General features: G+C 60.4%; 21 protein-coding genes. 10 read left to right on the plus strand and 11 right to left on the minus strand.

All coding sequences use genetic code 11. The annotated features are described in order from the left end of the window. The first annotated feature begins 147 nt into the window (after nucleotides 1-147). The 4 genes from petA to PMI09_RS06125 all read left to right on the plus strand — a co-directional run bounded on the left by petA (nucleotide 148) and on the right by PMI09_RS06125 (nucleotide 3597). Nucleotides 148-726 carry a ubiquinol-cytochrome c reductase iron-sulfur subunit gene (petA, locus tag PMI09_RS06110; protein ID WP_037082086.1) on the plus strand — a complete coding sequence of 193 codons (579 nt, stop codon included), beginning with the start codon at nucleotides 148-150 and terminating at the stop codon, nucleotides 724-726. Nucleotides 727-739: 13 nt separating this feature from the next. Further along, nucleotides 740-2017: a cytochrome b gene (locus PMI09_RS06115; protein ID WP_007789946.1), complete on the plus strand. Its 1278-nt coding sequence runs from the start codon at nucleotides 740-742 to the stop codon at nucleotides 2015-2017. Between the two features lie 26 nt (nucleotides 2018-2043). After that, entirely contained in the window at nucleotides 2044-2937 is an 894-nt protein-coding gene (locus tag PMI09_RS06120; RefSeq protein ID WP_007789947.1) for a cytochrome c1, read from the plus strand. 117 nt (nucleotides 2938-3054) lie between these two features. Continuing rightward, entirely contained in the window at nucleotides 3055-3597 is a 543-nt protein-coding gene (locus PMI09_RS06125) for an adenine phosphoribosyltransferase (protein WP_007789948.1), read from the plus strand. Nucleotides 3598-3605: 8 nt separating this feature from the next. Here the strand turns inward: PMI09_RS06125 and PMI09_RS06130 are convergent, their stop codons facing one another. Beyond that, a complete protein-coding gene (locus PMI09_RS06130; protein WP_007789950.1) occupies nucleotides 3606-4073 on the minus strand; it encodes a MaoC/PaaZ C-terminal domain-containing protein in 468 nt (155 codons plus the stop codon). Continuing rightward, on the minus strand, nucleotides 4070-4540 hold the full coding sequence (locus PMI09_RS06135) for a MaoC family dehydratase (protein WP_007789952.1): 471 nt from the start codon (nucleotides 4538-4540) through the stop codon (nucleotides 4070-4072). Before PMI09_RS06135 ends, PMI09_RS06130 begins: the two co-directional genes overlap by 4 nt. A gap of 89 nt (nucleotides 4541-4629) precedes the next feature. Between PMI09_RS06135 and PMI09_RS06140 the strand changes: the two genes are divergently transcribed. After that, nucleotides 4630-5706, plus strand: coding sequence for a hypothetical protein (locus PMI09_RS06140; RefSeq protein WP_007789954.1), 1077 nt, complete (start codon nucleotides 4630-4632; stop codon nucleotides 5704-5706). 23 nt (nucleotides 5707-5729) lie between these two features. On the opposite strand, the gene ychF is transcribed toward PMI09_RS06140, so the two are convergent. Then, nucleotides 5730-6833, minus strand: a complete 1104-nt coding sequence (ychF, locus tag PMI09_RS06145; RefSeq protein WP_007789956.1) for a redox-regulated ATPase YchF — start codon at nucleotides 6831-6833, stop codon at nucleotides 5730-5732. Between the two features lie 179 nt (nucleotides 6834-7012). On the opposite strand from ychF, the gene clpS reads away from it, so the two are divergent. After that, a complete protein-coding gene (gene clpS / locus PMI09_RS06150) occupies nucleotides 7013-7324 on the plus strand; it encodes an ATP-dependent Clp protease adapter ClpS (RefSeq protein WP_007789958.1) in 312 nt (103 codons plus the stop codon). 3 nt (nucleotides 7325-7327) lie between these two features. On the opposite strand, the gene PMI09_RS06155 is transcribed toward clpS, so the two are convergent. The 5 genes from PMI09_RS06155 to PMI09_RS06175 all read right to left on the minus strand — a co-directional run bounded on the left by PMI09_RS06155 (nucleotide 7328) and on the right by PMI09_RS06175 (nucleotide 12483). Next, nucleotides 7328-7783 carry a GNAT family N-acetyltransferase gene (locus tag PMI09_RS06155; protein ID WP_052026513.1) on the minus strand — a complete coding sequence of 152 codons (456 nt, stop codon included), beginning with the start codon at nucleotides 7781-7783 and terminating at the stop codon, nucleotides 7328-7330. Next, nucleotides 7779-8495, minus strand: a complete 717-nt coding sequence (gene pth / locus PMI09_RS06160) for an aminoacyl-tRNA hydrolase (RefSeq protein WP_007789962.1) — start codon at nucleotides 8493-8495, stop codon at nucleotides 7779-7781. The genes PMI09_RS06155 and pth overlap by 5 nt, the downstream gene beginning before the upstream one ends. Before the next feature lie 90 nt (nucleotides 8496-8585). Next, a complete protein-coding gene (locus tag PMI09_RS06165) occupies nucleotides 8586-9305 on the minus strand; it encodes a substrate-binding periplasmic protein (protein ID WP_007789963.1) in 720 nt (239 codons plus the stop codon). 18 nt (nucleotides 9306-9323) lie between these two features. Beyond that, nucleotides 9324-11684, minus strand: a complete 2361-nt coding sequence (locus PMI09_RS06170) for an EAL domain-containing protein (protein WP_037082045.1) — start codon at nucleotides 11682-11684, stop codon at nucleotides 9324-9326. Between the two features lie 184 nt (nucleotides 11685-11868). Continuing rightward, nucleotides 11869-12483: a 50S ribosomal protein L25/general stress protein Ctc gene (locus PMI09_RS06175; RefSeq protein WP_007789967.1), complete on the minus strand. Its 615-nt coding sequence runs from the start codon at nucleotides 12481-12483 to the stop codon at nucleotides 11869-11871. A gap of 337 nt (nucleotides 12484-12820) precedes the next feature. Here PMI09_RS06175 and PMI09_RS06180 point away from each other — a divergent pair, with 337 nt between their 5' ends. The 4 genes from PMI09_RS06180 (at nucleotide 12821) to PMI09_RS06195 (ending at nucleotide 20560) form a co-directional block, all read left to right on the plus strand. Then, a complete protein-coding gene (locus PMI09_RS06180) occupies nucleotides 12821-14899 on the plus strand; it encodes a putative bifunctional diguanylate cyclase/phosphodiesterase (protein ID WP_007789971.1) in 2079 nt (692 codons plus the stop codon). 83 nt (nucleotides 14900-14982) lie between these two features. Next, nucleotides 14983-16437: a hypothetical protein gene (locus PMI09_RS06185; RefSeq protein ID WP_007789973.1), complete on the plus strand. Its 1455-nt coding sequence runs from the start codon at nucleotides 14983-14985 to the stop codon at nucleotides 16435-16437. Nucleotides 16438-16540: 103 nt separating this feature from the next. Beyond that, complete coding sequence (locus tag PMI09_RS06190) at nucleotides 16541-19795, plus strand: adenylate/guanylate cyclase domain-containing protein (RefSeq protein WP_007789975.1); 3255 nt, start codon at nucleotides 16541-16543, stop codon at nucleotides 19793-19795. Nucleotides 19796-19882: 87 nt separating this feature from the next. After that, the gene (locus PMI09_RS06195) at nucleotides 19883-20560 is read left to right on the plus strand and encodes a peroxiredoxin-like family protein (RefSeq protein ID WP_007789978.1); all 678 of its coding nucleotides are present in this window, start codon (nucleotides 19883-19885) and stop codon (nucleotides 20558-20560) included. 103 nt (nucleotides 20561-20663) lie between these two features. Here the strand turns inward: PMI09_RS06195 and PMI09_RS06200 are convergent, their stop codons facing one another. From PMI09_RS06200 to PMI09_RS06210, 3 genes are all read right to left on the minus strand, one after another. After that, a complete protein-coding gene (locus tag PMI09_RS06200; RefSeq protein WP_007789979.1) occupies nucleotides 20664-21107 on the minus strand; it encodes a Kazal-type serine protease inhibitor family protein in 444 nt (147 codons plus the stop codon). Nucleotides 21108-21207: 100 nt separating this feature from the next. Further along, entirely contained in the window at nucleotides 21208-22140 is a 933-nt protein-coding gene (locus PMI09_RS06205; RefSeq protein WP_007789981.1) for a ribose-phosphate pyrophosphokinase, read from the minus strand. Nucleotides 22141-22246: 106 nt separating this feature from the next. After that, nucleotides 22247-23077: a hypothetical protein gene (locus tag PMI09_RS06210; protein ID WP_007789983.1), complete on the minus strand. Its 831-nt coding sequence runs from the start codon at nucleotides 23075-23077 to the stop codon at nucleotides 22247-22249. Nucleotides 23078-23224 lie beyond the last annotated feature (147 nt).

The following is a 23224-nucleotide window of genomic DNA, read 5'->3' on the forward strand; positions in this document are numbered from 1 at the left end:
CCTTGCCAAGGCTGGACATAATTTGCGATCAAGCTTAGAACGCGCCGGATTGGTGGGGAATCTATGGTCGAATTGTGTCGCGACAGATTCGCTGCCGCGAGGGGAAGGCGGAGTTCCGCAAAAATTGCGTAGAGGATGGTTGAAGCCGTGAGCGAACACGAAACGACAAGCGAGATCACGGGCGAGCCTACTCGCCGTGATTTCCTTTATCTCACCACTGGTATGGCGGGCGCTGTCGGCGCCGTTTCGGTCGCTTGGCCGTTTATCGATCAGATGCGTCCGGATGCCTCGACGTTGGCTCTGGCATCCATCGAAGTCGACGTTTCCAGCCTCGAGCCTGGAATGTCGCTGACCGCCAAGTGGCGCGGCAAGCCGATCTTCATCCGCAACCGTACGCCCGAGGAAGTGAAGGCTGCCGATGAAGTTCCGCTCTCTGATCTGAAGGATCCGATTGCGCGCAACGCCAACCTGCCTTCGGACGCACAGGCGACCGGCGTTGACCGTTCCGCCGGCAAGGACAAGGAAAACTGGATCGTCATGATCGGCTCGTGCACGCATCTCGGCTGCATTCCGCTCGGCCAGGCCGGCGAATATAATGGTTGGTTCTGTCCCTGCCATGGCTCGGTCTACGATACGGCCGGCCGCATCCGCAAAGGCCCGGCGCCCACGAACCTGGCGATTCCGACCTATTCGTTTGTTTCCGATAAAGTAGTCAAGATCGGTTGAGGGGGACTGATTTATGAGTGGCCATTCCAGCTACGAGCCATCAACCGGCCTCGAGAAGTGGATCGATTCGCGCCTGCCTTTGCCGCGGATGGTCTACGATAGTTTCGTCGCATACCCGGTTCCGCGGAACCTGAACTATGCCTACACCTTCGGCGCCATGCTTGCGGTCATGCTCGTCGTGCAGATCCTCACCGGCGTCGTGCTCGCCATGCACTATGCCGCGGAAACGACGGTTGCCTTCAACTCCGTCGAAAAGATCATGCGTGACGTCAACCACGGCTGGCTGCTGCGCTACATGCACGCCAACGGCGCGTCCTTCTTCTTCGTTGCGGTCTATCTGCACATTGCCCGCGGTCTCTACTACGGCTCCTACAAGGCGCCGCGCGAGATCCTGTGGATCCTCGGCGTCCTCATCTACCTCCTGATGATGGCAACCGGCTTCATGGGCTACGTTCTGCCCTGGGGTCAGATGTCCTTCTGGGGCGCGACCGTTATCACCGGTTTCTTCTCGGCATTCCCGCTGGTCGGCGAGTGGATCCAGCAGTTCCTTCTCGGTGGTTTCGCCGTCGAGAACCCGACGCTGAACCGCTTCTTCTCGCTGCACTACCTGCTGCCCTTCGTCATTGCGGGCGTTGTCGTCCTGCATATCTGGGCGCTGCACGTGGTCGGCCAGACGAACCCGACCGGCGTCGAGGTCAAGACCAAGACGGACACCGTTCGCTTCACGCCATATGCAACCCTCAAGGATGCGCTCGGCGTTTCGATCTTCCTTTTGGTCTACGCCTACTTCGTCTTCTACATGCCGAATTTCCTCGGCCACCCGGACAACTACATCCCGGCTGATCCGTTGAAGACGCCCGCCCACATCGTTCCGGAATGGTACTTCCTGCCTTTCTACGCGATGCTGCGCTCGATCACCTTCAACATCGGACCGATCGACTCGAAGCTCGCAGGCGTTCTGATCATGTTCGGCGCGATCATCGTGCTGTTCTTCGTGCCCTGGCTCGATACCTCGAAGGTTCGCTCCGCTGCCTACCGCCCATGGTACAAGGTGTTCTTCTGGCTGTTCGTTGCCAATTCCATCGTTCTCGGTTGGCTCGGCTCGCGTCCTGCCGAGGGTACCTATGTGATCATGTCGCAGCTCGGCACTCTCTTCTACTTCGCCTTCTTCCTGGTGATCATGCCGGTTCTCGGCCTCGTCGAGACGCCGCGCCGCTTGCCAAATTCGATTACGGAAGCGGTTCTGGAAAAGCGCAACAAGGCGGCGGCTGCTGAGCCGGTCAGAGCCTGAGCGTGCGACGGGAAGGGAAGAGAAACATGAAAAAGCTTGTTACAAGCATTCTGTCGCTTGCTGTCGTCGCGGGTCTGAGCGGTGCGGCATTCGCCCAGGAAGCCGCCTCGGGCGGAGCCGAGCCGGCGCAACACGCCGAAAGCGAAACGCCGCACTATCCGCTGCTTCATCCGAAGCACGAACACTGGAGCTTCGCCGGGCCGGCCGGTCACTATGACAAGGGTCAGCTGCAGCGCGGTCTGAAGGTCTACGCCGAAGTGTGCGCGGCCTGTCATTCGATGAGCCTCGTGCCGTTCCGCACGCTTGGGGCTCTTGGCTACTCCGAGGCTCAGGTGAAGGCTTTTGCCGCCAACTACGAGGTTCAGGACGGTCCGAACGCCAGCGGTGACATGTTCACCCGCAAGGCTATTCCAGCGGACTACTTCCCGTCGCCGTTCCCGAACCACGAGGCGGCGGCAGCGGCCAACAATGGCGCGGCTCCTCCGGATTTCTCGCTGATCGCCAAGGCGCGCGGCATTGAACGTGGTTTCCCGCAGTTCCTGATCGACATGATCCCGTTCGTCGGTGGTTATCAGGAAGGCGGTCCTGACTACATCTATTCGCTGCTGACCGGCTACGACGAGCAGCCGCCGGCAGGCGTCCAGGTTGCCCAAGGCACGCATTATAACCCGTACTTCGCCGGCGCTGCCGCTCTCGCAATGCCGAAGCCGCTTTCCGACGGCCAGGTGACCTATGACGACGGCGCGCCGGCGACGGTCGATCAGTATGCCAAGGACGTCTCGGCTTTCCTGATGTGGGCTGCCGAGCCGCATCTCGAAGACCGCAAGCGCACCGGCTTCATGGTCATGGTCTTCCTGCTGATCTTCTCGGGACTGATCTACCTGACGAAGCGTTCGGTCTACGCGAACAAGGAACACTGAGAGCTTCGCTCCAGACTCTAGGGAAAGGCGGTCTTCGGGCCGCCTTTTTTGTTGGTTCCGACAGTGGCAATTGATAGGGTGCAGCCGAACTGAAGCCTTGCAGAATATGGATACTCCATGAGTGAAACGATTTCGGAGCTTGCAGCGAGCATCCGCTCCATCCCGGACTACCCAAAGCCCGGCATTATCTTCCGTGACATCACGACGCTTCTCGGCAACCCGCGCGCGTTCCGCCGTGCCGTCGACGAACTGGTGCAGCCCTATGCCGGCCTGAAGATCGACAAGATTGCCGGAACCGAAGCGCGGGGCTTCATTCTGGGCGGTGCGGTCGCGCATCAGCTTTCGGCCGGGTTCGTACCGATCCGCAAGAAGGGCAAGCTGCCTCGCGATACCGTGCGCGTCGCCTATAGCCTGGAGTATGGTGTCGACGAGATGGAGATGCATCGCGATGCCGTCCAGCCCGGCGAGAAGGTTATTCTCGTCGACGATCTGATCGCAACCGGCGGGACGGCAGTGGCCGCCACGCAGCTCCTGCGGCAGATGGGGGCGGAGGTCGTTTCCGCCTGCTTCGTCATCGACCTGCCGGACCTCGGCGGTCGCAAGAAGCTGGAAGAGCTTGGCGTCGACGTCCGGACCCTGGTGGAGTTCGCGGGCCACTAGGCCCGCGACTACTCGAATTCTATGACGGTGCTTTCGAACCGGATGACCGGCGTGCCGTCAGCGATCGTTCCCTCGCAGAGGATCGTGTTCAGCCGACGTCCCGGACGCGACGCCAGGGGGCGACTTGAAAGAAGCGTGACGAAGTAGGTCACTTCCTCGCCGGCGAAGACCGGCCGCAGCCACTGAAGCGCTTGGAATCCCGGGGAGGGGCCGAGTTTCGGCGGCCTGATGCCTTCGCTCGCCAGTCGCGCGCACTCTGCACTCCAATAGGCGACGAAGGTCTTCATCCAAGCCGCGCAAGTGTGCCATCCCGAAGCGCAGAGACCGCCAAAGAGCGTAGCCTTTGCAGCTTCCGCGTCCAAGTGGAACAGTTGAGGGTCGAAGCGCTCGGCAAAGTGAACGATCCGTTCGGTCGTGAACACGTAGCTGCCGATTTCGGTCTTCTCGCCGCTGGCGTAGTGTTCCGTCATGATCATGCGGTCTTCTCCAGCGCTTCACGCAGGACGAACATGATCGAATTCTCGGCCAAGCAGACGAGTTCGCCTTTCTGATTCTCAACCTCGTGGCGGAACTTCACCATGCCGATGCCGGGCCTTGAGCGCAGCGCACGGGTCTCCATGACCGTCGAATGACCGGAAAGCGTGTCTCCGGCAAGGACCGGCTTTCGCCATTCCATGAAATCGACGCCGGGCGCACCTTGCGAAAACGAGTTGATGAGGAAGCTCTCCGCCATCATGCGCATGAACAGCGCCGACGTATGCCAGCCGGATGCCGCCAGGCCACCGAGGATGCTGGCGCGACCGGCCGCCTCATCGAGATGCATCGGCTGCGGGTCGAACTCGCGGGCGAACTCGATGATCTCCGCTGCCGTTACCGGCCTCGGGCCGAGTGCAAAACGTCGCCCCGGCTGGAAATCTTCAAAGGCAAGTTTCTGATCGGACAAATTCTTCTTCCCCTCGTAGGAGTTTCCAAACGACTACAATACCATTCGACGCGACTCAACGATTCCCGGATTCCCGCGAGATTTTGAACATGCCAGAATTGAAGTTGATCCTCGATGAGGCCACCCGAAAGGGTATCATTCCTCTCCATGCTGCTGAGCGGCTTTTGCCGTTTCTGATCGAACGCGGCGTGAAGGCGGATGGCCAGCCGGTGGAGCCTCGCGCGCAGCCAACTCCTTTTTCAGACACAGAGACGCCGAGCTTCGTGCGCGGCTTTCATGATGTGCTCATAACGATCGGCATCATCGTGGCGCTGGCAGGGCTGTGGGGCATCGCTTCGGTCTTCGCGGTGTTGCCGGCAATCGTCGTTCTTGCGGAGATCCTTGTTCGACGCCAGAGGCTGGCATTGCCTGCCGTCGTCCTGACGCTCACACTTGCGGTCTGGACTGCAATCGTGGCTGCGCGCTGGCTGGAAGGCTCTGCCGTCATGGCGATTGGCGGCAACGTGGCACTGCAGTACACGCTCGCCTTTCCGGTTGTGCTCGGAGCCTTCTATCTGCTCTATCGCATACCGCTTGCCCTTGCCCTGACGATCATGGGGGCGGCGGTGGTTGTTCTGCAGCTGGTTTTGCGCGCGCTCGGCTGGCTCACCGGCGATCCCCTCTTCGAGGTCAATCATCCCGTCTTGTTGTCGATCACCGCGATCGTATGCGCGCTCGGCCTTTTCGCACTCGCCATGAAATTCGATCTGCGCGACCCGCTTCGTCGTACAGTCAATTCCGATATTGCCTTCTGGCTTCATCTCGGCGCAGCACCGGCGTTGCTCTACAGCATCATTTCGCTTGCCGGTCTCAGCGGCGGCACACTCGCTGCGCTGCAGACAGTATCGTTTCGTACGCCGGTGGTGGTTGCGACCGTCGTCGCGCTTATGCTGATCGGCCTGATCATCGACCGGCGCGCATTCGTGACGTCAGGATTGCTGTCGCTGGGCTTTGCGCTCTACGGCATCTTCCGCCAGGGGGACGCGCGTGTCGATACCTACATCTACATCACGCTTCTGACCGTCGGCGCGATCGTGCTCGTCATCGGCACCGGATGGATGCCACTTCGGCGCTTCGTCATGCGACAGCTGCCGGTTGCCATGCAGGAGAAACTGCCGCCGGCATAGGCGGCAGTCGCTCCGGTTCCGTCTCAGGTGTTGAAGCGGAAGTGAATGACGTCGCCGTCCTGGACGACATATTCCTTGCCTTCGTCGCGACCTTTGCCTGCTTCCTTGGCGCCGACTTCACCCTTGAAGTTGATGTAGTCGTCATAGGCGATGGTGAAGGCGCGGATGAAGCCGCGTTCGAAGTCGGTGTGGATCACGCCGGCGGCGGCAGGCGCCTTGGTGCCGCGCACGATCGTCCAGGCACGGGTTTCCTTGGGGCCGACGGTGAAATAGGTGATCAGGTCGAGCAGGTGGTAACCGGCGCGGATCAGTCGGTCGAGACCGGCTTCCTCGAGGCCGAGCGCCGAAAGGAACTCGGCTGCTTCCTCGTCGGGAAGTTGGGCCACTTCGGATTCGATCGCGGCCGAGATGACGACGCATTCGGCGCCCTGCTTCTCAGCCATGGCGGCCACGGCCTTGGTGTGCTCGTTGCCGGTCGAAGCGTCGGCTTCCGCGACGTTGCAAACGTAGAGCACCGGATGCGAGGTCAGGAGGTTGAGGCCCTTGAGGATCTCGATCTCCTCAAGCGCCAGCGTCTTGAGAAGCAGGCGTGCAGGCTTGCCCTCGTTCAGCAGCTTGATCACGGCTTCCATGACAGGGAGCTGCGTCAGCGAATCCTTGTCCTTGCTGGCGGCGCGCTTGCGGGTCTGCTCGACGCGGCGCTCAAGGCTCTCGAGGTCGGCGAGCATCAGCTCGGTCTCGATCGTGTCGGCATCGCCGACCGGGTTGATGCGGCCCTCGACGTGGGTGATATCGTCGTCTTCGAAGCAGCGCAGCACATGCACGACGGCATCGACTTCGCGGATATTGGCGAGGAACTTGTTGCCGAGGCCTTCACCCTTCGACGCTCCGCGCACCAGGCCGGCAATATCGACGAAGGAGATGCGGGTCGGGATGATTTCCTTGGAGCCGGCGACCGTTGCGAGCTTCTGCATGCGCGGATCGGGGACGGCGACTTCGCCGGTGTTCGGTTCGATCGTGCAGAAGGGATAGTTCGCCGCCTGCGCCTGCGCCGTCTTGGTGAGCGCGTTGAAGAGTGTCGATTTGCCGACATTCGGCAGACCGACGATACCGCATTTAAAGCCCATGGCCTGAAACCTGCTGTTCTTGAATTCGTTGGTGCTGGCTATGGGATAAAACGCGCCTTGCGGTCAAGCTCTTCGCGCAAGTCTCTTGCATTCTCAGGGGTTGAACGCCGCCTTTGCGGTGCAATATAGATATTGCGAACTGTTCTCGCCTTTCCATGTCATCAACGGGTGGGTTTCCGATGAGTGACAACGATGTTGCCCTTAAACCGAAGACAAAGTCGAAACCGAAGCTGGATCGGCCGAAGCTCTATAAGGTCATTCTCTTCAATGACGACTACACGCCGCGTGAATTCGTGGTGATGATCCTCAAGGCTGTTTTCCATATGAGCGAGGAGACTGGCTACCGCGTCATGATGACCGCGCATAAGCTCGGATCGAGCGTCGTTGTGGTCTGCGCGAAGGATATCGCCGAGACCAAGGTCAAGGAGGCGATGGACTATGCCAAGGACGCCGGCTTTCCTCTGATGTTGACGGCGGAGCCGGAGGAATAGTCGTCAGCGCCGGATCTGGTAGCCGGTCTTGTCCTGCGTGAAGCCGCAATTCTCGTAGAAACGTAGCGTTGCCGGATCCTTCGAGCCGGTCAGGAGCATCACCTTGTAGCAGCCGGCCTTAAAGGCGGCTTCGATGGCGCACTGGATCAACGCTCGTCCGTAGCCGCGTTGCCTGAAGCGAGCAGCAGTGACAACGTTCTCGATCAGAGCATAAGACGCGCCATTCCGGGTCAGATTAGGGACGATAACCAGCGTCACCGACGCCGCGGCAGCCTGACCCGCAACGCCGACGAAAATCGTCATGCCGGGCTGTGCGAGGATCGCTTGAAACCGTTCTTCGGCATGTGCGCGGTCCATGACTGGATCAGTTGGGTTGAGCTCATGGTAGAGGGCAAGCAGGCGCGGCAGATCACCAATCTCGCAGCGCGGATGACGAGTTCGCCGGCAGACATGCTCAATCGCCCTTGTTGCCGAACATCTTCTTCAGCATTTCGGCCATTGGCCCAGTTGCAGGCAGCTTTGGCTGATTGTGATTGCGGGCCTGGTGGATATGGGACTTGGCCGCTGGCTTCTTCTCCAGCTTCGGCTTTTCCTCTTCGGCCTTTGCGCCAATCGCCAGCGCCAGCTTGTTCATCAGCTGAGAGTCTTCCTTGCGGACAAGCATGTCAGCGTTGTCGGCAAGGGCGTCAAGCAGTGGCTCAAGCCACGCCTGATCGGCCTTGGCGAAGTCGCCGAGGACGTGATGCTGCACGAGCTCTTTGACGCCGGGGTGTCCGATGCCAAGCCGCAACCGGCGATAGTCCTTGCCGCAATGCGCGTCCAGCGACTTGATGCCGTTATGGCCTCCATGACCACCGCCCGTCTTGAGGCGCGCCTTGCCGGACGGCAGGTCGAGTTCGTCATAGATCGCGACGAGGTCGGCGGGCTGCAGTTTATAAAAGCGCATGGCTTCGCCGACGGCTTCACCTGAAACGTTCATGTAGGTCTGCGGCTTGATAAGCAGCACCTTCTCGCCCGCGATGTCGCCCTCGGCGATCTCAGCCTTAAACTTCTTCGACCAAGGCGGAAAATTATGGCGGCGATAAATCGCGTCGACGGCCATGAAGCCGATATTGTGGCGGTTTCCGACGTACTTGGCGCCGGGATTGCCGAGGCCCGCGATGATCAGCATGGCTCGTTCGTTCCTTGCAATGTGCCTTATGCGTTCACCACCGCGAAACGGCGTCAAAGTCAAGGCGGAGAGGCCATAACCGCAGAAAAATCAGTTTTCGGAGCTAAGGCCATACCTGGTGAAGATGGTTTTCTGCGTGCCATCGGCAATCAGCTTGTCCAAGGCTTCCTGCATCTTGGCCAGCAGGTCGTTAGGGAAGTTCTTTTCGCAGGCTACCCCCATCGGCTGGGTGGAGAGCACCGTGACCTTCTCCAAAGGCTGCTCCGTCTTGAGTTTGGTGAAGTAGATCTCGGAGATCGGCATCATGTCGATGCGACCATTGAGCAGCTTGCGCAGTGTGGCGTTGAAGTCGGTGGCGACGTCGAGCTTGGTGAAACCGTTCTCCTTCAGCGTCACCTCTGTATAATCTTCGCGCTGTGTTCCAATGGTATATTGCCTCGCTTCCTCAAGGTTCTTCGCTGTCACGCCTGACCCGGACCTGGTGATGAGGATGTTGCGATCGACCAGCAAGGGCTCGACCCACTTGAACATAGGGTCGCGCTTCGCGCTGTGAGCGGTCGTAAAGACGCAGCTCATAGGCGTGGTCTGGGCGAGATTATAGGCCCTGGCCCAAGGCATCATCGCGATCTTGTAGTCGATACCGGCGTCTTTCATCACCTTTTCGACTTGCTCGACCGAGGCGCCCTTGATTGTCTTTCCATCACGATAGCTGAAGGGAGGGTATTCCTCGGTGGCGAGTATAACGCCGGCTGCAGTGGCTTGGGTGGAGGCGGAGATGCTCAAAAGAGTGACAAGCAGCAGCTTTTTCATCGTGTTGCCTTTCTGTGTTCAAGAGGCCCGCGCAATAAGCTGCTCAGTCGCAGACAGACGCTCGATCAGAGCCGCGGCTTGCTGCGGGCGATGGAACAGGTATCCCTGGCCGAAGTCGAGGCCCATTTCGTGCAAGGTCTGGCATTCGTCCTCGGTCTCGATGCCCTCGGCAATAACGATGCAGCCCATCTTGTGAGAGAGCGTGGTGATGCTTTCCACCAGCGTGCGGCTTTTCTCGCGAACGTCGTCGTTGGCGTCGTTGATCGACTGCGTGAAGGACTGGTCGATCTTGATGATGTCGACCGGGAAGCGGTTGAGATAGCTCAGCGACGAATAGCCCGTGCCGAAGTCGTCGAGGGCAATCCGGCAGCCGAAGCGGCGCATCTCGGCGACAACAGCGCGGATTTGCGGATTGTTGTGCATCAGCACCGCCTCTGTGATTTCCACGACGATGCGCTGAGGGCGGATGCCATGGCGGCCGAGCAATGCGGCAAGCCGCGCGGGCAAAGCGGCTTCGAATTGCAGTGGCGAGAAGTTGATGGCGAGATAGCTGTCCTGCATGCCGGGGAGGCGGGAGATGACCGCAAGATGGGCGATCGCCTTTTCCATGATGACGTTGCCGACGCGCACGATCTTTGCGGTTTCCTCCGCGACATTGATGATTTCCGCCGGTGCCATCAGACCCTTTTGCGGATGGTTGAGGCGCATGAGGGCCTCGAAGCCGGCAACGCCGCGGCCGTTCAGGTTGACGATCGGCTGCAGGTAGGCGTCGAACCAATCATCGGTGAGACCGGCTTCGATGCAGCTTTCGATTTCGGCGCGTGCCCTTGTGTGGTCCACCATGCTGGCGTCGAAGAGCTGCGCGCCGTTCTTGCCATCACGCTTCTTGGCATACATGGCCATGTCGGATTTCTGCAGCAGCTCGGCGGCGTTGGCGGCATGGCGTGGGTAAATGGCGATGCCAACGCTGGCACTCAGATGCAGGTCCGGGCCGAACGGCTCGATGAAGATGGAGGCGATCTGCTCAGCCATCGCGCTTGCCCTGCGGGCCGCATCCTTTGCCGGCAGAAGTATCGCGAATTCGTCACCACCGAGGCGGGCCGCCTGATCCGATGGCGCCAGATGCGTCTTCAACCGGTCAACAAACTCGCGGAGCGCCTTGTCGCCCTCGGCGTGGCCGAGATTGTCGTTGATCCACTTGAAGCGATCGAGATCGACGAACAGGCAGGCAAGTTCCTGGCCGACCGCATCCGCTTCACGGATCTTGGTGTCGAGCACCGACTCGAATCCCTGACGGTTCAGCAGGCCGGTCAGATGATCCCGGATCGCTTGCTGGTGGTTGCGCGCCTCGGATGCTTTCAGCTCGGTGACATCGGTCATCACCGATAGCGAAAGTCGGTCATACCCCGTCGTGGCTGCCGTCGATTCCAGGATGAGAACATCCATGAGGCGGCGGTCGGCGCATATGAACTTTACCGTCACGTCGACTGCGGCGCCGCCGTCGAGGTCGTTCTTGCGCTTCAGGAAGGCTTCGCGCGTATCTGATGTCACAAGGTCTGCGAACCTGCAGCCGATCACGCGCGGCCGGTCGTAGCCGGTCGCGACGAGCCAGTAGTCGCTAACAGCCGTTATGCGATCATCCTCATCGAGCGAGAACAGCATGGCCGGCGTCAGGTCGTAGATGTCGACAGCGCGGCGATGCGCGAGCTTCAGTTCGCGTTCCTCGCTTTCGAGCTTCGATTGCATTTCGTTGAAGCCGCGTGCCAGGCGGCCCATCTCGTCGTTTGACTGCCAGTTGACGTGATGCCGCGAGCCGAGCTGGCGGGTCGCCTCGACGGCTGCCGTAAGGCGCATCAGCGGCCGGATAATGAAGATGCGATTGCCGATCAGTGCCGCGCTGAAGACCGCAAGCACCGCGAAGATGAAGATCGACATGAAGACGACCTCTTCGTGCTTGAGGCCGGAGAACAAGCCAAGCGCCGGATAGAAGACGGAGATGCTGCCTAAATTCTTCGGGCCGTCGATGGTGTTGTATATGATCGCGCGCGATACCTGGACGAGATTGCCGTTGAACGATTTCGGTATTGTCGACTGCGTCACGTCGAGCTGACCGGATTGATCCCGGACCTGAACCTTGACGATGGCGCCCTGCGAAACGATCGTCGCGCTGATCTGGGTTACGCTGTCATCATCGAGGTCCCAGAGCGGCTTTGCGAGCGCCTGAGAATTGGCGACAAGAAGAACCGAGATATGGTCGCGTATTTCCTTGTCTGCGCGCTCGGAAGAAAGAAAAAGGAAAAGGACGAACAGTGGAGCAACGAACAGGAGCAAAGCTCCGCAAATGATTGCTAAAAAACGATTTTCAACGGAATTGTTCATTGTTCCGTTTGCCCCCAGCCGCACTTTGCGCTCACGGTTTTCTACGCCCGTCGGTCTTTAAAAACCTACCGGCATGCTTCCATGAAATGTATTAAATGTTGCTGAAACAGGCTCCTCGCGTGCAAATGAAAAGGCCCGCTTTCGCGAGAAAGCGGGCCCTATGCTTTACAAATTATGGAAGCGATCAGGCTTCGGCTTCGCCTTCTTCTTCGACCGTTTCGTCAACGCCGCCAGCCGGGGCGATGATCGTTGCGATCGTGAAGTCGCGGTCGGCGATAACCGGCGCTACACCCTTCGGCAGGGTGAGGTCGGAGATGTGGATGCTGTCGCCGATCTTCTTGCCGCTCAGGTCAACGTTGAAGAATTCCGGGATCGCATCGGCCGGGCACTGCACTTCGATTTCGTGACGAACGATGTTCAAAACGCCGCCAGCCTTGAGCCCCTGGGACTTTTCTTCGTTGACGAAGTGAACCGGGATTTCAACGGTAACCTGGGTGTTGCCGGAAACGCGCAGGAAGTCCACGTGCATCGTGAAGTCGCGGACCGGATCGAGCTGATAGTCCTTCGGCAGAACCTTGTACTTCTTGCCGTCGACTTCGATGGTCGCGATGGTGGTCATGAAGCCACCTGCGTGAATGCGCTTCGTCACCTCATTGGTGCTGAGAGCGATAGAAATGGGGGCCTGCTTGTCACCATAGATGACAGCGGGAATCAAACCGTTGCGGCGAAGTTCACGGGCGGACCCCTTACCAACCCGTTCGCGCGCCTCGGCCTTGAGCTCGTAGCTTTCGTGGCTCATGACTTTTCCTTCCGAGGTTATTTGGAGAGCCCCGCGGAGGCCTATGCTTGCCGCGGAACTGGAGGCGGGTTACCCCATCCTCATCCGCGTTGCCTCCAAGGGTGTCTGCGCGGACGCGTGCGCTATAGTATAGATGCGACGGAAAGGCAAGCTGGTGCCTTGCCAGCGGCAGCAGCAACGATTTCGGACAAGCTGCTGGCGAGTGGTGTCGTTCGGGCGATTCCAGAAGTTGAAGCGGATCGCGAAAGCTTAACCATATAGCCGGATTTCGCGCGAGATTAAGGAATACAGAATGTCACGGCGGCTATGAAGGCCAAAACGTAACCTGGTCCCTTCGATGCCTCGTCTCCTTACCTGCATTGTTGCCGAACACAGCTGGCCGCATCTGATCTTCGCAACCGTTATCTGCCTGCTTGGGTCCTTGCTGACGGTGCGGCTTTTTTCGCGGGTTCGGCGCACGCAAGGACTGCAGAGATTCAATTGGCTTTTCCTGTCGGGCTTCGTAGGCGGTGCGACGATTTGGACGACCCATTTCATTGCCATGCTTGGCTTTCGCGCGCCGGCGCTCAGCGGCTATGAGCCCGATTTGACGCTGCTGTCGCTTTTCATCGGCATCGCCTCCACGATGATCGGCTTTGCCGTGGCCTCGATGCGAAGCCGGGACGCGCTTGTCGAGGCCGGCGGCGCCATCGTTGGACTTGGCGTGGCAGCCATGCACTATGTCGGCATCGCTGGCTACAGGGTGGCCGGGGATATCCAGTGGAGCAGCGTCTATGTCATCTGCTCGCTGATTGCAGCGGCCGGATTCGGCGCCTTCGTGACGAGCCGGGTTGCTCGCCCGACGACACGTTTCAGCCCGCTGGGCGCCGCCCTGCCGCTGATCCTTGCAATCGTTTCGACGCATTTCCTCGGCATGGCAGGCATGACGATCGTCCCCGACGCGACCGCGTCCGTTCCCCGCGAGATTCTCTCCGTCGGCGTGATGACCAGCCTAGTTGGCGCAGTCATGATCATCATCCTGCTTCTCGGCGCCTCCACCTACATCATCGACATGCAGTCGACGGAAGCGGCTGTGGCCCGCTACCGCCATCTGTCGCTTCACGATCCGCTGACGAACCTCGCAAACCGCTCCGCGCTGAACGAACATCTGGCGACCTCGACCAAAAACACCCATGAAATCGGCTGGAATGTCGCGGTCCTCTGCTTCGACCTTGATCGGTTCAAGGAAATCAACGACGTCCACGGTCATGCGGCTGGCGACGCCGTGCTCCGGGCGATCGGCGAGCGGCTGGCGAAGGTCATGCAGAAGGGACAGTTTGCAGCCCGCGTCGGCGGTGATGAATTCGTGGTCGTGATGCGCGATCACGCTGGCCGTTCGGAGGCCAGGAGCATAGCACAACGCCTGCTCGACGAGATCGAGCGACCTGTGGAGTGGAACGGCCAATCGCTCAGCGTCGGATCCAGCATCGGCATTTCCAGTTTCCCGGACAGGGCGCGCACCGTCGATGACCTGCTTTCGCAGGCCGATGTCGCCATGTACCGCGCCAAGACGACGGTGGGAAGCAGCATCTGCTTCTACGACCCCTCGATGGACGAGGCAGCGCGGGAACGAAGTGCGCTGGCGATCGAGATGCGCGAAGGACTGAAGAAGGGTGAATTCGAACTGTTTTATCAACAACAGAACGATACCGTGACGCGCGAGGTGCTGGGTTTCGAAGCGCTGCTGCGCTGGAAGCATCCGACGCGCGGCTATATCTCGCCGGTGGAATTCATCCCGATCGCCGAGAAGACGGGGTTCATCATGGAACTCGGCGAATGGGTGCTGCGCAGTGCTTGCGTCGAAGCGGCCAGCTGGAAGAACCCGTTGAATATAGCGGTCAACGTGGCGGCCCAGCAGCTCGCCGATAGCCGTCTGCCGCAGATCGTGCATCAGATCCTGATGGAAACGGGGCTGGTGGCAGCGCGGCTCGAGCTCGAGATTACGGAATCCGGCATCATTGCCGACCACGGGCATGCGCTGAATGCGATCCGGCGGCTCAAGGCGCTTGGCGTCAAGGTGGCAATGGACGACTACGGCACCGGTTACTCCTCGCTGTCGACGTTGCAGAGTTTCCCGTTCGACAAGATCAAGATCGATCGTGCCTTCGTCGATGGCGTCGTCACCAACAAACAGTCAGCTGCGATTGTCCGCTCGACGCTTATTCTAGCGCAAAGCCTTGATATTCCGGTTCTCGCCGAGGGCGTGGAACGAGAGGAGCATGTCGATTTCCTTCGCCGCGAAGGTTGCCTGCAGGTGCAGGGCTTCCTTTTCGGAAAGCCGATGCCGCGTCCCGACATCGAGGCCTTCGTCAATGCCGACAATACAGTCGCAGCAGATGGTCCGGCGCTCGCCGCTAAGACCGACGCCGCGGCCTGACCGCGGCGTTGCAACACAGCTTGACATCCGCCGCCCGGAAACCTCACATGCTGGCAAAACGCAAGCGGCGGAGGAATTCAGGTATGCGGCTCAATCTCATTGCGGCAACGAGCACGATCGCGATCGCTCTGGCATCCGGAGCCTACGCCGCCGACATCAACCAGGCAGGGGCGAAACAAGTCGAAGAAAGCCTGACGAAGCTGCTGCCGAGGAGCGTGGCGAAAGACGGCTTCGTGACCGTGAATCCGGCAGGGACACGCTACGAGATCATCTATGATTTTGCGAAGCTCCTGAAGAAGATCGATCCGAGCAGATTTTCGATCACCGGCTTGGCGCCCTGGTCGATGTTCGCGACACCGCAGGATGCCGGCCTGTGGAGCGTCGAAGGGAACAATTCCCTCAATGTTTCCGGCAACTTCAAGGCGCCGGGACAGCCGAGAACGGATTTTACCTACGCCATCGATACCTTCGCGTTCAGCGGCATTTTCGACCCGGCGATCAGCTATTTCCGCTCGGGTGACTTCTCCACGAAGGCGGTCAACTTTTCGTCGAAGGCCGAAGCCGAGGAGGTCCGTGCCAGCTTTGACGGCATGAAGTACAAGGTGACGTCGTCGGAGGGCGCCGCAGCTGGTACGACGAACTTTGCCACCAGCGGCTCCGCCACCGGATTCATGGAGAAGATCAGCAGCCGTGAGGTGCCTCCGGTCGAAATTCGCGCCGACGCATTTGATTTTGCCGCGGCGGTGAACGGCCTGCCTGCGAACAAGGTTCGCGACATCATCATGTTCGCGATCGACCACGCTGATGAAAAGAAGCTTGCCACTGCGGACAGCGACAAGTTGAAGGCGATGCTTCGCGATGCGTTCCCGTTGCTCACGAGCTTCAACGAAACGATTGGCTTTAATAATCTAACGGTCTCGAGCGCTGCAGGGAACGGTGGTGCGAAGAACGTCGGTTACGAGGTCACGCTCGACGGTCCAGCCGATGCCACTCGTTTCGGCGTCGGTGTGACTGCGGAGCAGATCAGCTTTGCGAGCCCCATCGTTCCTGCAGCCTATTCTGCTTTCGTGCCACAGGAATTGCAGCTGCAGTTCGCCATTGCCGACATGGATTTCGCGGCCTTCGGCGACGAGTTTCTCAAAGTTGATTTCACCGGCGGCGCCGTATCGCAGGACAGCGGCAAGAAGGCGGCCGAGCGGCTCTTCAAGGGCGGCGAGCTGGTGATGGATTTCCCGAAGATCAGCGCGGTCTCAAGTGTTTACGATGCCGAGATTTCCGGAAAAATTCGGGGACGGATCGACTCGTCCAAAGACTATTCCATGGACGCGACGGTTCTGGCCCGTGACCTCGACAAGACGATCGCCGCCGTTCAGGAGCTTGCAAAGACCAATGCCGATCTCAATCAGGTTTCGTTTGGCTTGATGATGGCCAAGGGTTTTGCAAAGACGGATCCCGATGGACGCCAGCGCTGGGATATCAGTGTTGCGCGAAACGGATCCGTCACGATCAACGGCCAGGTCGTCAAGGGCGCGGACTGAGCTCTAGGCACGGATGGCTCTTGCGGGTCACCCCAGGCAGGTTCATGCTGTCTTCTAGCGTCGGCTCCAGGTGAGGGGCGGTACGCGTCCGAGAGGCAGGCCGATGAATTGTGCCGCCTGTGGTTTTGCGATCGAAAGCAGTTTTGCGTTCTGCCCCAAGTGCGGCGCAAGACAACCTGTAGTATGCGTCGCCTGCGGTGAGGCCTGCCAGCCCGGTTTCGCCTTTTGCCCGAAGTGCGGAACGGCCGTTGGTCGGCCTGAGAGCCCCACTGCTCCAGCAGAGGTGCCGCGGCCCCTCACGCCCCTGTCGTCACTCGACGATGTCGCCGACCGACGGCCGCTGACCGTTTTGTTTGCTGATCTTTGTGGCTTCACTGCTCTTAGCGAGAGAACCGACCCCGAACTGATGCGCTCCCTGCAAAACGAGCTGTTCGAAGAATTGACGCACGCGGTGGAAGCTTACGGTGGCTTTGTCGACAAGTTCGTCGGCGACGCGCTGCTTGCTCTGTTCGGTGCGCCGACGGCGCACGAGGATGATCCCGATCGTGCGCTTTGCGCAGCGCTCGACATGATTGCAGGCGCTGACCGTCTTGGCGCCAAATGGCTGAATCTGGCTGGTGGTGACCCGCTGCAGCTGCATGTCGGCATCAACACCGGACCGGTGGTCAGCGGCGGCTTTGGGGCGGTGGCAGCGCGTTCCTATTCGGTGACCGGCGACACGGTGAACACCGCTCAACGACTGCAAACCATGGCAGGCCCGGGCGAGATTCTGGTCGGGCCGGTGACCTGGCGCCTGACGCGGCATGCGTTTGCCTTCGAAAATCTCGGCTCTCTGGCGCTTCGCGGGAAGGCGGGCAATGTGCAGGTGCATCGTCTCATCGGGCGGATGGAGACGCCCCATGCAGCGCGCGGACTAGAGAGCCTGGGACTACACGCCGAACTTATCGGGCGTGACGCGGAACTGTCGCGGATGTCCGATTGTTTGGATTCTGCCTGTGGCGGAAATGCGCAGCTTGTCCAGCTCATCGGCGAGGCCGGTATCGGCAAGTCAAGGCTGGTCAAGGAGTTCCTCGCGACCGTGGCTGAGGGAGAGCGATTTCGTCACGTTGTTGTGCGCCGCGCCGTCTGTTCGCCACTCGGCGAGCAGTCCTACGGCACGCTCGCATCCGTACTGCGCAGCGCTTACGGGATAGCCGAGCGGGAAACGGCAGCCCGGACTGCGGAACTGCTGGCATCAGGATTGATCGACCTCGGCTTTAGCGAGAGCGAGGTCGCCGGTCTGACACCTCTCTTATCTTACGTGCTTGGCCTGGGAGATCCCGATGGAGCGCTGCGCCATGTCGAGCCGGAGCAGCTACGGCGGCAGATCTTTTACGCAACGCGCACGCTCTTCGAGCGGCGCCTGGCGCTCAGTCCGCTGTTGCTTGTCGTCGAGGATCTTCACTGGGCGGATGCTGCTTCCATCGAGGCGCTTCGCTTCGTGCTGGACAGGCTGGAGCGAACGCGCCTGATGATGCTGACGACAGGGCGGTCGGTTGCTGAAGGCGAGGGCCTGGAGTCGAGCCGGATCAACCGTACGCTCATGCGGCTCGCGCCGCTCTCGGTTGGGGACGGCGAGGCACTGCTGGCCCAGCTATTCGGCATAGACAGTTCGGTGCCTGCAAAAACGCGCTCACGCATTCTCGCGAGAGCGGGCGGCAATCCGCTGTTCATCGAGGAGATCGTCCGGGCCTTGATCGAGACGGGCGTGCTGCACTCCGAGGACGGATGTTGGAGTGTCGCCAGCGCTGAAATGGGAACCGAGATACCGATGAGCCTGCAGGCGATGCTGCTTGCGCGCGTCGACCGTCTGCCGCCCGAAATCAAGCGCTTGGCGCAGGAAGCCGCTGTCATCGGTCCGCGCTTCGATCTCGCGCTACTTCGCGCCGTCGCATCGGATACAGCGCGCGTTGAGCATGGGTTGGACTATCTCTGCCAGGCTGAGATCGTGGAGGAGACGCCCGGCGCCGCTGCGACCAAGGCAACGTCCTATCGCTTTCCACAACAGCTATTGCACGATGCCATCTATAGCAATCTCTTGCTACAGCGTCGCAAGCAGCTGCACGCGCGCATCGGCGCTGCGATCAAGCGGATACATCATGGGACACCAGATCGGCTTGAGGACATTGCACAGCTCGGCCGTCACTACTGCCGGGCGGGCGAGACGAGCGAGGGTGTGCAATATCTCATGGCGGCGGGCGATCTGGCCCGCAAGATTTACGCCAATGACGATGCGATGCGTCTCTACCGCGAAGCGCTCGGGGCGATTTCGGAAGATCCGCAGGCCAGTTCGCAATTGCTTGCCCTTTCTGAGCGGTTCGCCGATCTATGCGGCCCGGCGGGAGAGCGGGACATAGCACGTGAACACTATGGGCGCGTACTGGCGACCTTAAGGAAGGCTGGTGATCGGCCTGGTGCGGCACGGATCCTTCGAAAGCTTGGCCGTCTCAATCTCGCCGCCGGCAGAAGCGATCTTGCCGATGCCGACTATGCCCAGGCAGCTTCGCTGCTCGGCGAGAGCAATGCGCCGATTGAGCTTGCCCATCTTCTTCAGGAGCGGGGGCATCTTGCCTTCCGAATGGGCGATCAAAGCGCGGCAGCACGCTGGGCCGATGATGCGCTATCCTGCCTCGACACAGCGGCGATCGATGGGGCAGGTTCGGCTGCCTCGGAATCCGCGCAGGTGCGCGCGGAGGCGCTCAATACCAAGGGTGTGGCATTGGCGCGGCTGGGGCGGCACCGCGAGGCCGTGCGCGAGGTCGAGCGAAGCCTGGAGGTCGCCGAGGCGGCCGGCTTGTTCAGCGCTGCGTGCCGCGCCTATTCCAATCTGGGAGTGCTCTACACGATCGTCGATCCGGCGCGCGCCATCGATGTGTGCCGCCAAGGCCTGGAGGTCGCCACGCGGATTTCCGATCTCGGCTTTCAGGCTCGTCTCTTTGCCAATCTCGCTGTCGCTTGCTGCACCTTCACGGACAACTGCGCCAAGGAGGGAGTTCCGGCGGCGGAGAGGGCGATCGAGATCGACCGGGCGCTGGACCAACGCGATCATCTGGCGGTGCCGCTCATCGTGCTCGGACAGATCCATCAATGTCACGGCAAACCGGATCTCGCCTGGAACTATTATGAGGAAGCGCTTCAGCTCGCGCGCGAAATCGGCGAACCGCAGCTCCTCTTTCCATGCTATGATGGGCTTGCGACGTTGAACCTTGAAAAGGACGACATGGCCGAGGCCGAGCGATACTTTTCACTCGCCCAGGATGTTTGCGTCAGGCATGGGCTGGATCCCGACGCACTGGTCGTACTGCCCTTCCTGGATTGATTCAATGCCGGCAGGTAAAGTGCTGAGTTTTCGCTATTTTGTTCTTCTGCTCGGCCTTCGGCCGATGCGCAAGCGAGGGAGGGTGTCATGCCCGAAAGTCAAAGCGAAAGACCGCTGCAGCCCGGAGACCGCGCGCCAAACGTCGTTCTCGATGCGATCACGCGTCAGGGCAAAATTTCGATCGATGACTTCCGCGGGCAGAAGCCCGTGCTGATCGGTCTGTTTCGCGGGCTCCACTGTCCGTTCTGCCGGCGGCAAATCGCCTCGATGGCGAGCCTTGCCGGCGATCTCCAGCAAAAGGGCGTCGAGAGCCTGACGATCGTCAACACCCCCATCGATCGGGCGCGCCTCTATTTCCGTTATCACCCCTTGCCCAATCTGGTGGCGGCGTCCGATCCTGATCGAATATCGCATCGCGCCTTCGGGCTTCCGAATCTCGAATTCACACAATCGGAGACAGTATGGCCTTACAAGGTCAGCCTCGACACGCTCACCTCGATGCGCGTCAACATGCCCGATCTGCCTGAGCCGATGGCTCCGATGGCGGCTGTCGAATACCTCGACAATGCCGATGGCTACGAATTCACCGACGATGACAAGCGCATGATCGCAACGGGCGAGGGCCAATTGGTCGGCGAATTCCTGCTCGACCGTGATGGCGTCATCAGATGGTGTTTCACGGAGGTCGCCGACGAGGGGCGTCATATGTTCGGCGTACCGGCGCCCGAAGAAGTCATGTCGGCAGCATCGAACTTTGCCGCTTAACGCGCGCCGCGAGCTTTCAGGTCCGCTTGTCACGCCTTAGTCCATCTCGTGAGATGCGCTTCGGCTCCCGCGCACACAAAAGCCGCCCGTCAGGGTTGCTGCTTCACCGCCGGCACGTCCCCTGGCTTATGATGCGGAAACCGCTATTGCCTGCTTCGCAGGCGTTCGGGAAGGTCCGCATCTGCGGTCCACGCTGGCCGCAGACCGGCCGGTATTCGCGGGTGCAGATGCCACCGGGTCGCGGCGGTGCGGGAGGCTGCGGGCGGATTGTTATGCCGGGCTGTCGGCGGCACTGGCCGCGGCTGATGACCGTGAAGTTGGCGGCGCGGGCCTGGCACGCGTTGGAGAATGTCTGGACACGCGCCCCACGCTGGCCGCAGACCGGAGCATATTCCATGGTGCACATCTGCGGCCCGGCCGGGCGAAGAGGAGGCGGCGGACGCGGACGCGAATAACTGGGCCCGACGTCGACCGTGCAGGCGGAAAGAAGCGGGATGAGTGCAAGCAGAGCGAGCTGTCGCAGCGACAGGAATCCGGCGAGCGTCATTATTCTTCCCCTCACAGCTGGATTTCTTTCTAAATCCTAGCGCAAGTTGCATTATCGGGGAAGTTCAAACCTCAGCGGTCGTTCAGAATTTTGTAGCGGTTCAGTCGAATAGGCTGGAGACCGACTCTTCCTGGCTGGTTCGGTTGATGGCTTCGCCGATCAGGCTTGCCGTGCTCACGACGCGGATGTTGTGGGCCGACTGGACAGCGGTCGTCGGCTGGATGGAGTCAGTGATGACAAGTTCGCGCAGCTTCGAAGAGGTGATGCGGGTAACCGCGCCGCCGGAAAGAACGCCGTGGGTGATATAGGCGGTGACGCTTGCAGCACCCTGGGCAAGAAGCGCATCGGCGGCATTGCAGAGCGTGCCGCCGGAATCGACGATGTCGTCGATCAGCAGGCAGTCCTTGCCTTCAACTTCGCCGATGATGTTCATGACTTCGGATTCACCCGGGCGGTCGCGGCGCTTGTCCACGATCGCCAGCAGACAGTCGAGGCGTTTGGCGAGCGCGCGGGCACGAACGACGCCGCCGACGTCCGGCGAAACGACCATGACGTTGCTGATGTCGTGTTTCGCCTTGATATCGCGGGTCAGGACCGGGATAGCGTAGAGGTTGTCCGTCGGAATATCGAAGAAGCCCTGAATCTGGCCCGCATGCAAATCGAGAGTCAGCACACGATCGGCGCCGGCTTCCGTAATGAGGTTCGCCACGAGCTTGGCCGAGATCGGCGTACGCCCCGAGGCGCGGCGATCCTGACGGGCATAGCCGAAATAGGGAAGGACGGCGGTGATACGGCGCGCGGACGAGCGGCGCATCGCATCGATCATGATAAGCAGTTCCATGAGATGATCGTTCGTCGGGAAAGACGTCGACTGAACGACGAACACGTCCTCGCCGCGGACGTTTTCCTGGATTTCGACGAAGATCTCCTGGTCGGCAAATCTTCTGACGCTGGCTTTGCCCAAGGGCACATTGAGATAGTTGCAGATCGCTTCGGCGAGATGCCGGTTCGAATTGCCTGCGAAAACCTTCATCTTGGTCCGCCTATTACCTGCTGATAGCCGCGCTTTTTAGTCAGCTTGCTCCTGAATGCAAGGGCTAACGCGTCATCTCGGCTCATATTTCTAAAAAGCTTGTGGCTTAACCGCCACGAGCGTCGCGCCACGTTGAGAATTCGGTGATGGTTTTCGAGGCGATTTGCTGCATGACCGAGGCGGGAACGCCGGCCCAGGGATCCTGCGCTTGCGAGGGCACGCTTTCCTGTCCCTGGATACGGTGCAGGCGTGCGCCCCCGCCATCGAGAATGTCCCAGACGTAGACCACGGTCACCTTGCCGCTGTCGGAAAAGGCGGAGAGATATCCTTTCAGAATGTAGGCGCTGGAGCTGTCGTTCGAGCTTTTGATCGAAAACCCGTGCGAGCGCGCCTCGGCTCCGAGTTGACGCGAAAGCGGCGTGACGGCTTGAACCGGTGCGCCGATGATCGGCAGGAAGCGGACGGTCGTGGCGCGTGTCGAAGGCGAGCTGGCATTCAGCATGGCAGTCTGGGTCTGCTGCCGTGGCGGCTCACGCGGGGGCGTTTCCACCATGTCTTCTTCTTCGGCCTGGGCGTTGGACACCGGCTCAGGCAGCGCCTCGGCTTTTATCGCAGCGGAGGCGGCGGACGAGCGCGTGTCGCTTTCGAGCGCCATAGCCTGGGCTTCCATCGTGGTCGGCGGTGCGCCGGAACCCTGCCGATAGCCCGTCTGGCTGTAGGCAGGGTGATATCCGTTCGATCGCTGTTCGGAGGCAAAAGCCTGCTGGCGTGGCGGCGATCCTGCCATGCGTTCCACGTCGCCCTGTGTTACCGGCGATGAACGCATGCTTGCGGAGGAGTCGCCGATGTCGACCAGGGGGACTAGGGCGTCGGTCGTGTTGCAGGCGGATAGGACAAAGCAGGCAAGGAGCATTGGCGCAGTCGCAACTCGCTTCATCCTTCGTTACATCCTTCCCAGTGCCGCGCCCCGTGCACTTTATGAAGGCCGGCGCTGGCATGTGTCAATTCCGGATTCTTGCCCGCAATGGTTTGCGTCCTGATCTGCCTCTAGTGGATAGAACGGGATTTCAGCCGAAAGCCGCTC

This window comes from Rhizobium sp. CF122, from assembly GCF_000282035.1.
Taxonomy (GTDB): domain Bacteria; phylum Pseudomonadota; class Alphaproteobacteria; order Rhizobiales; family Rhizobiaceae; genus Rhizobium.

Excerpts from the sequence above, each read along its gene's own strand:
- PMI09_RS06115 (WP_007789946.1), top strand. The coding sequence starts at position 740 with ATGAGTGGCCATTCCAGCTACGAGCCATCAACCGGCCTCGAGAAGTGG.
- PMI09_RS06120 (WP_007789947.1), top strand. The coding sequence starts at position 2,044 with ATGAAAAAGCTTGTTACAAGCATTCTGTCGCTTGCTGTCGTCGCGGGT.
- PMI09_RS06125 (WP_007789948.1), top strand. The coding sequence starts at position 3,055 with ATGAGTGAAACGATTTCGGAGCTTGCAGCGAGCATCCGCTCCATCCCG.
- PMI09_RS06130 (WP_007789950.1), bottom strand. The coding sequence starts at position 4,073 with ATGATCATGACGGAACACTACGCCAGCGGCGAGAAGACCGAAATCGGC.
- PMI09_RS06140 (WP_007789954.1), top strand. The coding sequence starts at position 4,630 with ATGCCAGAATTGAAGTTGATCCTCGATGAGGCCACCCGAAAGGGTATC.
- ychF (WP_007789956.1), bottom strand. The coding sequence starts at position 6,833 with ATGGGCTTTAAATGCGGTATCGTCGGTCTGCCGAATGTCGGCAAATCG.
- clpS (WP_007789958.1), top strand. The coding sequence starts at position 7,013 with ATGAGTGACAACGATGTTGCCCTTAAACCGAAGACAAAGTCGAAACCG.
- pth (WP_007789962.1), bottom strand. The coding sequence starts at position 8,495 with ATGCTGATCATCGCGGGCCTCGGCAATCCCGGCGCCAAGTACGTCGGA.
- PMI09_RS06165 (WP_007789963.1), bottom strand. The coding sequence starts at position 9,305 with ATGAAAAAGCTGCTGCTTGTCACTCTTTTGAGCATCTCCGCCTCCACC.
- PMI09_RS06170 (WP_037082045.1), bottom strand. The coding sequence starts at position 11,684 with ATGAACAATTCCGTTGAAAATCGTTTTTTAGCAATCATTTGCGGAGCT.
- PMI09_RS06175 (WP_007789967.1), bottom strand. The coding sequence starts at position 12,483 with ATGAGCCACGAAAGCTACGAGCTCAAGGCCGAGGCGCGCGAACGGGTT.
- PMI09_RS06180 (WP_007789971.1), top strand. The coding sequence starts at position 12,821 with ATGCCTCGTCTCCTTACCTGCATTGTTGCCGAACACAGCTGGCCGCAT.
- PMI09_RS06185 (WP_007789973.1), top strand. The coding sequence starts at position 14,983 with ATGCGGCTCAATCTCATTGCGGCAACGAGCACGATCGCGATCGCTCTG.
- PMI09_RS06190 (WP_007789975.1), top strand. The coding sequence starts at position 16,541 with ATGAATTGTGCCGCCTGTGGTTTTGCGATCGAAAGCAGTTTTGCGTTC.
- PMI09_RS06195 (WP_007789978.1), top strand. The coding sequence starts at position 19,883 with ATGCCCGAAAGTCAAAGCGAAAGACCGCTGCAGCCCGGAGACCGCGCG.
- PMI09_RS06200 (WP_007789979.1), bottom strand. The coding sequence starts at position 21,107 with ATGACGCTCGCCGGATTCCTGTCGCTGCGACAGCTCGCTCTGCTTGCA.
- PMI09_RS06205 (WP_007789981.1), bottom strand. The coding sequence starts at position 22,140 with ATGAAGGTTTTCGCAGGCAATTCGAACCGGCATCTCGCCGAAGCGATC.
- PMI09_RS06210 (WP_007789983.1), bottom strand. The coding sequence starts at position 23,077 with ATGAAGCGAGTTGCGACTGCGCCAATGCTCCTTGCCTGCTTTGTCCTA.